Annotated in this window: 8 protein-coding genes; 5 read left to right on the forward strand and 3 right to left on the reverse strand. The window is 34.4% G+C overall.

All coding sequences use genetic code 11. The annotated features are described in order from the left end of the window. Together AFK68_RS26165 and AFK68_RS26170 are read left to right on the forward strand one after the other, a co-directional pair. Positions 1–1,076, forward strand: a 1,076-nt coding sequence (locus AFK68_RS26165; protein ID WP_210407632.1) for a damage-control phosphatase ARMT1 family protein, incomplete at both ends; no start/stop codon positions are given. A gap of 958 nt (positions 1,077–2,034) precedes the next feature. Continuing rightward, the gene (locus AFK68_RS26170) at positions 2,035–3,207 is read left to right on the forward strand and encodes a pyridoxal phosphate-dependent aminotransferase (protein ID WP_094676392.1); all 1,173 of its coding nucleotides are present in this window, start codon (positions 2,035–2,037) and stop codon (positions 3,205–3,207) included. Between the two features lie 528 nt (positions 3,208–3,735). Here AFK68_RS26170 and AFK68_RS26175 read toward each other — a convergent pair. After that, complete coding sequence (locus tag AFK68_RS26175) at positions 3,736–4,038, reverse strand: acylphosphatase (protein WP_094676394.1); 303 nt, start codon at positions 4,036–4,038, stop codon at positions 3,736–3,738. Positions 4,039–4,190: 152 nt separating this feature from the next. On the opposite strand from AFK68_RS26175, the gene AFK68_RS26180 reads away from it, so the two are divergent. After that, positions 4,191–5,021 (forward strand): hypothetical protein, encoded by an 831-nt coding sequence (locus AFK68_RS26180; RefSeq protein WP_143438300.1) that lies wholly within the window; start codon positions 4,191–4,193, stop codon positions 5,019–5,021. Here AFK68_RS26180 and AFK68_RS26185 read toward each other — a convergent pair. Beyond that, positions 5,013–6,251, reverse strand: coding sequence for a tetratricopeptide repeat-containing serine protease family protein (locus AFK68_RS26185; RefSeq protein WP_094676398.1), 1,239 nt, complete (start codon positions 6,249–6,251; stop codon positions 5,013–5,015). The genes AFK68_RS26180 and AFK68_RS26185 overlap by 9 nt on opposite strands. Before the next feature lie 633 nt (positions 6,252–6,884). Between AFK68_RS26185 and AFK68_RS26190 the strand changes: the two genes are divergently transcribed. Both AFK68_RS26190 and AFK68_RS26195 read left to right on the forward strand, forming a co-directional pair. Next, positions 6,885–8,708, forward strand: coding sequence for an ABC transporter substrate-binding protein (locus AFK68_RS26190; RefSeq protein WP_094676400.1), 1,824 nt, complete (start codon positions 6,885–6,887; stop codon positions 8,706–8,708). A 1,185-nt stretch (positions 8,709–9,893) separates the two neighbouring features. Next, positions 9,894–10,562, forward strand: a complete 669-nt coding sequence (locus AFK68_RS26195; RefSeq protein WP_094676402.1) for a hypothetical protein — start codon at positions 9,894–9,896, stop codon at positions 10,560–10,562. Positions 10,563–10,865: 303 nt separating this feature from the next. Here the strand turns inward: AFK68_RS26195 and AFK68_RS37395 are convergent, their stop codons facing one another. Continuing rightward, on the reverse strand, positions 10,866–11,009 hold the full coding sequence (locus AFK68_RS37395; RefSeq protein WP_168186666.1) for a hypothetical protein: 144 nt from the start codon (positions 11,007–11,009) through the stop codon (positions 10,866–10,868). Positions 11,010–11,094: the final 85 nt, after the last annotated feature.

Raw genomic sequence — 11,094 nt, forward strand, 5'->3', positions numbered from 1 at the left:
CTATTGTGCAACAATTAGAATCTTTAGTAGCAGATTTATTTGAAGGATGGGTGCGCCCCTTGGCAGAAATTGAAGGACCAGATATAGTTGCCTGGGAATCCTATTTAAAACCTTTTGAGGGCAAAAGCTGGTTTGATTTACCATTTTATTTTGCTGAAGCTTATTTCTTCCGACGTTTACTAGAAGCAACGGATTATTTTGTGCCTGGAATTTGGCAAGGGATAGATCCATTTGGCTATCAAAAACGCTCTAGTTTAGAAAAATCAATGGATGCTATCCGAGCAATTAGCAGTCGCTTTACTGCTTTACCAGAACAGCAGAGTTATCAAACCTCTATAACTACTCTGCTTCAAACTGCTTTATGGGGTAATCAACTCGATCTCAGTTTATGGCCACTTACAGGAGGAGATAATACTCATAGAGACCTTCACCAACAACAAACTCACATTTTAATAGATAATACCTACGATATACTTAACTATTTAAACAATATTCACGGACAACGCATTGATTTAATTATAGATAATGCAAGTTTTGAATTAGTTTGTGATTTTTTTCTGATAGACTTTCTTTTATCTACTCAGACTGCCAATACTGTTTACCTACATTTAAAAGCACACCCAACTTTTGTTTCTGATGCTATGAGTCAGGATGTATTTTACACTCTAGAAAAATTAGCTAATGATATCTCAGAAAATGTCAGAATGTTGGCAACTCGGTTACAAGAATATATTGCTTCTGGTCGTCTAGTTTGCCGAGATGACTTTTTTTGGAATGCTCCAGTCGCTTTTTGGGAAATGCCAGAGTCTTTAAGGGAGGAGTTAGGTAAAGCTAGTCTCGTTTTGATTAAAGGAGATGCTAACTATCGAGGCATTCTCGGCGATCGCCACTGGTTATTTACTACGCCTTTGTCAGATATTGCTAATTATTTTCCCACACCATTTGTTGCTTTGCGTACCTTGAAGTCAGAAGTAGCAACCGGGTTAGAACCGGATCAAATCGAAATATTAAGTGAACAGGACCCTTTATGGTTAACCAATGGTCAGTGGGGTGTAATTCAGTTTGTAATACCAGAGNGCATTCTCGGCGATCGCCACTGGTTATTTACTACGCCTTTGTCAGATATTGCTAATTATTTTCCCACACCATTTGTTGCTTTGCGTACCTTGAAGTCAGAAGTAGCAACCGGGTTAGAACCGGATCAAATCGAAATATTAAGTGAACAGGACCCTTTATGGTTAACCAATGGTCAGTGGGGTGTAATTCAGTTTGTAATACCAGAGTCATATTCACAAGTCAGAAGTCAGTAGGGGCGAATGGCCATTCGCCCCTACATTCGCAGCAGGGACTAAATTTGAGAGAATCGAAAATATCTGCGCTAGTAATGGCGACTGTTATATTTAATATTATATCCGGATGAACAGTGATAAATAATTAGGGAGGAGTCAGGAGGGAAGAGGGGAAAAAGAAAGTATATGCATGAGAAAGTTTTTTTATCACGCTCTTATCCGGACATGACATAACAAGATGTCGCGATGTTTTGGTCTATTAGCTTGGTTTTTCCTCCGCAAATATATTCCAAGCATTCAGTTTGTACAGCATTGAGAAGAAAAGGAAAGGAAAAAGCAACACAACAACTCAACACATAGAATTCATAGAATAGGGCTGGCTGATTAAATCTTAAAGCATTTACAGATAAAGCTTTTAGCCTTTTCAGCTCTTTAATGCACGGTTCCCGAAAAATCAAAAAGGAGCGCATTTTGGGCAAGAGAGTAGCCAAAAAATTACTCCCGTACGGACGCCCTTATGCAACGTCCCTACCTACTCCCCTACTCCCCCGCTCCCCTACTCCTTAAAAAAGACTTTTGAGCGCAAACCCTAGAATATGTATTGGTTCACTACCCCAAAATACATATCTGCTACATCTGCTACTAAATTTATTATTTTGAATGTCAATATTTCCTAATAGTCTAGGTTGAACTCAAACGTTGTCCAACCTAAAATGGAAAATTTAATCACTTAAACAGATAAAAAATGAAATTGGCAGCAAGAGTTGACAAAGTATCACCTTCCCTAACTTTGGCTATCTCAGCTAAAGCAAAAGCAATGAGAGCTGAGGGAATAGATGTCTGTAGTTTTAGTGCCGGGGAACCTGACTTTGATACTCCAGAACACATTAAACTAGCAGCTCAAAAGGCGCTAGAGGCAGGTAAGACAAAATATGGCCCAGCAGCAGGAGAACCTAAACTTAGAGAAGCGATCGCTCAGAAGCTCTCTAGAGAAAATGGCCTAAACTACAAAGCAGAAAATATTATTGTCACGAATGGGGGCAAACATTCTTTGTTTAACCTGATGTTGGCATTAATTGAACCAGGGGATGAGGTTATTATTCCGGCACCCTATTGGTTGAGTTATCCTGATATGGTTAAACTGGCTGGGGGAGAACCAATAATTTTGACCACTGGTGCTGAAACTGGTTATAAGGTTACACCGGAGCAACTGCGTCAAGCTATTACGGATAAAACAAAATTATTTGTGCTTAATTCCCCATCTAACCCAACTGGGATGGTTTATCAACCAGCAGAAATTAAAGCATTAGCAGAAGTAATAGTAGAAAAAGATATTTTAGTAGTCTCAGACGAGATTTATGAAAAAATTATTTATGATGATGTTAAACATCTGAGTATTGGTGCGGTTAGCTCAGATATATTTAAAAATACTATTATTAGTAATGGTTTTGCTAAAGCTTATTCAATGACTGGTTGGCGGATAGGATATTTGGCAGCACCTGTAGAATTGATTAACGCTACATTGAAAATTCAAAGTCATAGTACCTCCAATGTTTGTACTTTTGCTCAGTATGGAGCGATCGCTGCATTGGAGTCATCTCAAGACTGTGTTGAACAGATGCGTCAAGCTTTTGCTCAACGGCGAGAGATAATTTATCAGTTACTTAATGGTATACCTGGTCTTTCCTGTACTCAACCGGAGGGAGCTTTTTATATGTTTGTCAATATTAGTAAGATTAGTAATAGTTCTCTGGAATTTTGTAACGCTTTGTTGGAACAGGAAAATGTGGCTGTTATTCCTGGTGTTGCTTTCGGAGCAGACGATCATATTCGGATATCTTATGCTACTGACTTAGCAACTATAGAAAAAGGGATGGCAAGGTTGGATAAGTTTGTGCGTAGCATAAGCAAAACGTAGTTTTATTCCAGAACTGAAACTGATGAAATTGCATAGGTTGGGTTTCCTGAAAGTCAACCCAACACAGATGGTTTGTTTTTCAAATTAATGATATCAATATTCAGTAGGGGCAGGTTTACAGCCGTTTTCATTTCAGTAGACCACAGTAGGGGCGTTTGCGGAGCATGACCTTAGCAAATGGCATTCGCCCTTACAGGGTTTTGGTTATGACGGTGTGGTTTATCAATCTTAAAAGCGCTGTAATCAACCAAATTGCTAATTCTCAAGGCTTTTAGCTAAACCCGCCCCTACATTTTTTTTGACAATGTAGCACATTCAGTGCGTAGCATAAGCAAAACCTAGTTTGATCGCAGAAGGGAAACTTATGAAGTTGCGTAGGTTGGGTTGACGTTCAGGAAACCCAACACAGATAGTGTGTTTTTCAAATTAATGGTATCAAGATTCAGTAGGGGCGGNGTTTAATCAACCAAATTGCTAATTCTCAAGGCTTTCGGCTAAACCCGCCCCTAAAATACCAAAAAATACTCTTCAGGGTATACGGTGAATTTCAAAACCTTCAATTCCTTCAACTTGCTCATACCTAACTAAAACATTCTGAACCACAGCAGACTTAGGACCTTGATAACACCAGTTAATCATCTTTTTTACAAGTTCCTCCCTACCCTCGAAAACAGCTTCTACTCTACCATCAGGTAAATTTTTCACCCAACCATTGATACCTAAACTGACTGCTGTATTTAACGTAGAAAAGCGATAACCAACTCCTTGAACTTTTCCAGAAATCAAAACATGGGCATGAATAAATTCTAAATATTTTGATTGATCTTGCATTCTCATTTATTAAACTACGAATATCTACTATTCATTATACATCAAAATACATCAAAAAAGCAGAGATCATGCTATTATTATATTTTAAATAATTTAATAGAATAGTGTCATTTATAGGTACTCGCAAGCAAAATAAGGAGATAGTCAAAATCATGCTCATAATATCATTGATAGTTAGTACAATTATTAGTTGTCTAGCAGGTATAGGTTGTGCTTATTGGTTATTGGAAAAGCGGTTGAAAAAACAAAGTAAAAATTATGAAAGACAGTTACGAGAAGCTCAAGAAAAAATATATGACATTGAGAAAGCACAGGAAGATGAAATTCAAGAATATCAAGATAAAATTCAACAATTAGAAACAGATTATAAACAAAAAAAACAAGCAGACTCTCAGAAACATACGAGAGAGAAAGTTCAATTAGAAAATCAACTAAAAGAGAAGATTCAATCATTAGAAATTGAATATCTTCAAAAATTAGGATTAGCTGAATCTAAAGCACAAAAAACTATAGAAAATTTGACAGATAAATATTCTCGTCAAATAATAGATTTAGAAAGAAATCATCAACACAAAATCCAAGAAAATAATCAATTTTGGCAAGTAGAATACCACAAAAAGTTCCAAGAATTAGAAGCAATTAATCAGCAAAGAATTCAAGGTTTTACCAAATCTTTAGAAGCCAAGCATCAACAAGAAATTGCTAACTTAGAGAATGAACGTGAGCAACAACTTACAGAAACTATTAAATCTTTAGAAGCCAAGCATCAACATCAGCTCCGAAATAAAATCAAAGAATTAGAAGCAATTAATCAAGAATCTATGTTAGAAACCATGAAATCTATGACTTATCAACATCATAATCAGCTTCAGCAAAAAATTCAAGAATTAAAACAAAACTATGAAACTCAACTTCAAGGAACTGTTAAATCTCTTAAAGCCAAGCATCAACATCAAATTAAGGAACTAACAAATTTAGACTAATAAGAAGTTCCGGAACTTTTGAATTAAATCTAAGGTCTCTTGATAAGCTTTAAGTCTACCACCTTGCTGATAAAGTTCTGCTGCTTTTTGCAAATCTTTTATTGCCTTTAGAAGTTGTTGATTAGCCTTTTTCTTATTTTCCATTTTTTGATAAGTCAGACTATTTTGATAATAAGCATTAGCACGATTATAATAAGCATCAGCATAACCTGGATTAAGTTCAATAGCTTTGGTATAATCTTTAATCGGATTTGGACCTCTAGTTATTGGTTCGTGAGGGTTAACTAATAAACTCTTAGCAATACCCAAATTAAAATATATTTCTGGACTGTTAGGTTCCTTTTCTAAAGCACGATTAAAATTAGCGATCGCCTCCCAAGCATCTCCCCGATCTAAATAAGTTATACCCTTAAAATATAAAGCTTCATAACTTTGGGGATTAATTGTTGAAAAAGGAATACTATTTGTTGGAGTATCATCTAAAATTAAGTCTGAAGGATTAATACCAGCAGCAGATAATTTTCTAATAAAACTATTAATAGGAACTGCTGCATTAAACCCTGTTTTAATTGGCGCTACATCCCCAGAATTAGTTTGAGCAAAGCCAAATTCTCCTTGCCCATGAATACCAATAATACGACCATCTGTATCAAAAACTGGACCCCCACTCATGCCACTCCAAGTAACAGCTTGATAACGTAAAGTATAACCTTCTGGGCGAGTTTTAGGGCGACTGGTTACTAATCCTGGAGATAATTCTGGCGCTCTATCTGTACCAAATAAACCACCAGTGGCAGGATAACCAAAAACATATATTTGGGAACCAATAACTGATTGTTCAGAATTACCTAAAGTTGCCACTGGATAAGTATCATAACTTTCAAATTTAACTATTGCTAAATCTGGTTCTTCATCAGTTGTTTGTAAATTGACTACTTCAATTACTTGATAGTCTTTTTCTTGATTAGTTCTGACACTATATTTAATACTAGAATCTTGAACAACATGATTAACAGTTAGAACGGTATAAATATTACCATCTTTGGCAATAATTACTCCTGAACCATCACCTAAATTACTATTAATTTGTACTGTAATTGGTGTAGCAATTTCTGCTACTTGTTGAGCATTATTCGCAGTTGCTACTGTCGGGATAGTAATAACAATTGCTGCTACAGTTGCAGTACCTAATAAACAGTTATCAAGAGAATTGAACTTAGAGAAAATCATATTTTTACAGTGATATAATCTAGACAAGTTGAATATTTAGATGTCTATGTTACTATACTTGACGTAAATTTAGATAAATTTGTTCTCGGCATTAGAGACTGTTTTTCATTAATGGATAATGGATAATGGATAATTACCTAGCCGTTAAAACCGTAACGGAATTTAAGATAAGGAAATTCAAGAGCACTTTTTTCCCATGGAGGGGGAAGGCTTTTAAGCAAGGTATTTAATTAATAATTATTAATTATTCGGTAATTTCAGTTATCAGTACCTCCACCTTAAACCGGAGGCTTGAAAACCAGAATTTTCTTTTTCATTCCCTTAAAAGAGGAGGTTTGATACTTTATTTCATGGTCAAGCCAATATTAAGAAGGTTAGGAAAGTTGGGCGGTAAATCTGGAACTTCATACATCAGTATAATACCATAATTTGTACTTGACCATTACTATGCAAGACTACCCAAAATAATATGTATAGCCCTGTTGATTAGTTAGCAAATTCGTAAACCATAATAGTCAGAATGGTTTGGGAAAATTTACTTGCTTCAGTTCCACCTCCGTTTAATTTTGCATACTTACTTAATAGATGTAAAATACTATAAACCAGGCAACTTTTACCTAGTAATTTTTGGACATGTTAGAAAGTAAAAACAAAAATCAAGATATTCATCGGTTTAGTATTTATAGGATAGTAAATTTTTTAGCAGGGGTTGTATTCTGTTGTTTATTAATTCTGACCAGTGGTTGTCGCCCAACATTATTAAACTCTCAGAGTAATAATAACTCAAAATTAGTATTAGTTAGCCCTAGTCCGCCAACTACTTTTAATTATGCGATATCTCGTTTTCCCTATAGCATTTTTAGATATATTTACGAAGGATTAATATCAGAAAATGGTTTGACTGGAGAATTAGAACCTGCCTTAGCAGAATCTTGGATTTTGTCTGAAGATAAAAAGCGAATTATCTTTACTTTGCGGTCAGAATTAAAATGGTCTGATGGAGAACCTCTGACTGCTGATGATGTTGTTTTTACCTATCAAGATATTTATCTCAACCAAAAAATTCCTACTGTCTATAGAGACTTTTTAAGAATTGGCAGTAGTGGTAGTTTTCCCTCAGTAAAAAAAATAGATAAACAAAGAGTAGAATTTATTTTGCCAGAACCATTTGCGCCATTTATCAGATACATTGGAAGATTAAAAATTTTACCAGATCATGCTTTAAGGGATACTATTTTTTCAACTGAAACTGATGGAAAACCTCTATTTTTATCAACCTGGAATACAAATACAGAACCAGAAAAAATTATTAGCAATGGTGCATTTAGGCTGGAAAATTATATCCCTTCCCAAAGAATAGTATTACAGAAAAATCCCTTCTATTGGCGTTCCGACTTGGCGGGAAATTCTCTACCTTATCTTGATAAAATGATCGTCCAAATTATTCAATCAACTGACAATCAATTGCTGAGATTTCGTTCAGGGGAATTAGATAGTATTGGAGTAGATGCCGAAGCATTTCAATTACTTAAGCGAGAAGAAAAACGAGGCAAATATAAGATTTATAATGGCGGTCCTAGACTAGGATATCAATTTGTTGGTTTTAATCTTAATCAAGGAATAAATTCTCAAGGTAAACCTTTTTTAAACCCAATTAAGTCTCGTTGGTTTAATAATTTAGCATTTCGGCAAGCAGTTGCTTATGCTATTAATCGCCAAGAAATTAATAATAATATTTATCGCGGTTTAGGGAAAATACAACACTCTCCTCTGGCAGTACAAAGTCCTTATTATTTATCTCCAGAAGCAGGATTAAAGGTCTATGACTATAACCCGGAAAAGGCAAAAAAAATATTGTTAGATACTGGTTTTCAATATAATGATGCAAATGAATTATTAGATGAGGATGGCAACCGAGTAGAATTTACAATTTTAGTAAAATCTGAAGAAAAACTACGGATAGATACAGCAGTTAAAATTCAAAAATATTTAAGCAATATCGGGATTAAAGGAAATTTACAGGTACTAAACTTTAATACTGTTTTACGAAAGCTATTGTCTAGTCGAGATTGGGAATGTTATGTCGGAGCGTTTGGTGTTTCTGGTGCTGACCTTGAACCTAATTTACTATCCTTATTTTGGTTAAGTAATGGTTCATTTCATCAATTTAATTTAGGTTCTAAACCTGGTGAACCAAGGATGAAAAATTGGCAAGTCTCTGATTGGGAAAAAGAAATTGACCGTTTGTTTATTGCTGGATATCAGACAGTAGATGAAAATAAACGACGAGAAATATATGGAGAATTTCAACAAATTGTTGCCGAACAATTACCTGTATTTTTTTTAGTAAATCCTCTTTCACTCCAAGCAGTTCGTAATCATATTGATAATTTAAAATTTTCTGCCATTGGCGGAGCTTTTTGGAATATTGATGAATTAAAAATTCAGGAAAAATAAACAGTAGAGTCAAACAAGGAAGAATCTATTGGAAAAAGTTTGCCACAAATAAGTTTTAGTTAGTAGGTGATAGGTAAATCTTAATGAGGTGCCTAAATCCTGTTTTTAAGAGTCTCATTACCTAAATTTTATTTGTAAAATTATTTTATAAATTTGCTATACCAGTGAATAGAAAGCCTTTTTAATTCTGAGTTTCAAAGTAATAGTATAGCTGCCTATTTTTTTATATTCTATGTTCCTATTTTGACTATAACTATCTATGGATAAATTTGGTATTATACCAATTCCCATGCATTAACACTATACTTGGATAAAACTTCAGTTATTAAGTAATTAAACTAAGATAATTACTTTTTTGTTAGAAAAGAGCAATTTTAGCATTAATTATTCTTGTTNCTTCAGTTATTAAGTAATTAAACTAAGATAATTACTTTTTTGTTAGAAAAGAGCAATTTTAGCATTAATTATTCTTGTTTGTACGGACGCCCTTATGCAACGTCCCTACCTCTTTGTACGGACGTTGCACAGGCAAAAATGCGTTTTCCGTTCCGGAATGCTGCCTTTTCCAGAGGAGCTGCGCTAACGCTTTTTCCTTTGGAATGCTAGCGCAAACATGTCGCGCAGCGTTAACGGAGTTGTGCGAAGCAAAACGCAAATATGTCGCGCAGCGTTACCGTTTGCGGAGCATTCCGTCAGGAAAGTTGTGCGCCAGCTAAACGTCCCTACACTCCCCTACTCCCCTACTTCAATCAAATATAGAAAAGTTTTTGAGAAATGGTATTATAGTACTACGCATTTAGGGTGCGGACATTGGTAAATCACGTTTGTGGAACATTTGGGTACCGAAAACTCACTCAGAGATTACTTTTAACTTTTGACTGTCGCGTAGCGCTATACCTCTTGCCTTTTACCTTGTCTTAAAAACCAGTTTAAAAACATAAAAGCTTGTCTAATTTGACCGAATAATTAATAATTAATAATTAAATAATTCAGCTTTATTAGCCTCCCTATTTCAAGGGAAATAAAAGTGCTAGGATATTTCCTTATATTCAATTCCGTTACGGTTTTAACGGCTAGGTAATTATCCATTAATGAAGGATATTTCTGTATTTTTCCCAAAAAGATTCTCCAAAAGTATCTTTTAGTGTTATTATAATCAAAAGTTTTATTTGCTTACAGAGAAAGATGAAGAAAAAAAACCTAGCAATAACATTAGCGACAGTTGTTTTTCTAGCAGCCTGTGATGCTGGTGATAATAGTCATATTAAACTGAGGAATTATTGGTATCCAGGTAGAATTAATCAGAGAAAAGTGAGAGTGAAAAATTATGATAAAACTAATATTAATACCAGTTTTGTGATAAGTTCTTGTCAAGAATTTATGGAATATGAAATGGGATTTCCAAGTAATGGGCGGTGGTCATCTGTGGATAATATAACTCAAACTCAATTGGGTTGGGAATGGCGAGGTTGGGTAGAATTTGATGGAGAAAGAAGCAATTTTGTTTGTAATATCAATAATAATGAAGTAACAGCATATACCCACAAACAAGAAAAATATCCTTATAGTGTTCCTGATACTTTATATGAGCATGAAAATAAGAACAATAACAGTAGTGTTGTGAGTTCTTGTCAAAAATTTATGGAAGATGAAATGGGATTTCCGAGAAATGGGAACTGGTCTTCTCAAAAAGATGTGAGAAAAACTAGAGAAGGTTGGGAGTGGCAAGGATGGGTAGATGTCTATGGAGAACGAAATAAGTTTGTATGTACTGTTGATAATAATGGAGTGAGAGTCAGCACTAATTTTGAAGATTCTTATAATTATGAATATGAATATAACTATACCTATTAGTAAGTATCTATATCTATAAATAAGTAGCTTAGTTTAATTAGATGTCACTATATTAGTATGACTGGAATGGAGTAGAAATAACCAATCTCAATGATTTTAACAGATGCTTCCTGAAAGTTCATACTTAGGTTTATTTGTGCCTACCTACCGATCAAATTTCAGAAGGTCATAAAGATATAATCCCAACAATACTTTGTTACTCACTAGGATAAATTTCCGGATTATGTATTTTTTTATAAGTTGCAAAACTACTTTTAACTTGATAATAAATTACATAAATAAACCAAGAAAGGTAACAGAAAACTAATCAAGATAGCTTTGAACATGATTATATTTCTGTCTTGCTTGGTTGAGATTCAAATTTTTAGATGAGTAAAAAGGATAAAATCCTAATAAAACAGATAGTAATGCCGTAATTATTGTGGCATAAAAAAATTTTTCGGGCATGATAACTAACTCCTTTTTTTAGCTTGTACCAATTTCCTAACCTTTATAAGTAGTTTTATAACTGTGAATATACTTACATAGGTAT

The organism is Hydrocoleum sp. CS-953 (assembly GCF_002260545.1).
Classification (GTDB): domain Bacteria; phylum Cyanobacteriota; class Cyanobacteriia; order Cyanobacteriales; family Microcoleaceae; genus Trichodesmium.

Coding starts and splice junctions, on each gene's coding strand:
- AFK68_RS26195 (WP_094676402.1), top strand. CDS start 9,894: ATGAAGAAAAAAAACCTAGCAATAACATTAGCGACAGTTGTTTTTCTA.
- AFK68_RS26170 (WP_094676392.1), top strand. CDS start 2,035: ATGAAATTGGCAGCAAGAGTTGACAAAGTATCACCTTCCCTAACTTTG.
- AFK68_RS26190 (WP_094676400.1), top strand. CDS start 6,885: ATGTTAGAAAGTAAAAACAAAAATCAAGATATTCATCGGTTTAGTATT.
- AFK68_RS37395 (WP_168186666.1), bottom strand. CDS start 11,009: ATGCCCGAAAAATTTTTTTATGCCACAATAATTACGGCATTACTATCT.
- AFK68_RS26180 (WP_143438300.1), top strand. CDS start 4,191: ATGCTCATAATATCATTGATAGTTAGTACAATTATTAGTTGTCTAGCA.
- AFK68_RS26175 (WP_094676394.1), bottom strand. CDS start 4,038: ATGCAAGATCAATCAAAATATTTAGAATTTATTCATGCCCATGTTTTG.
- AFK68_RS26185 (WP_094676398.1), bottom strand. CDS start 6,251: ATGATTTTCTCTAAGTTCAATTCTCTTGATAACTGTTTATTAGGTACT.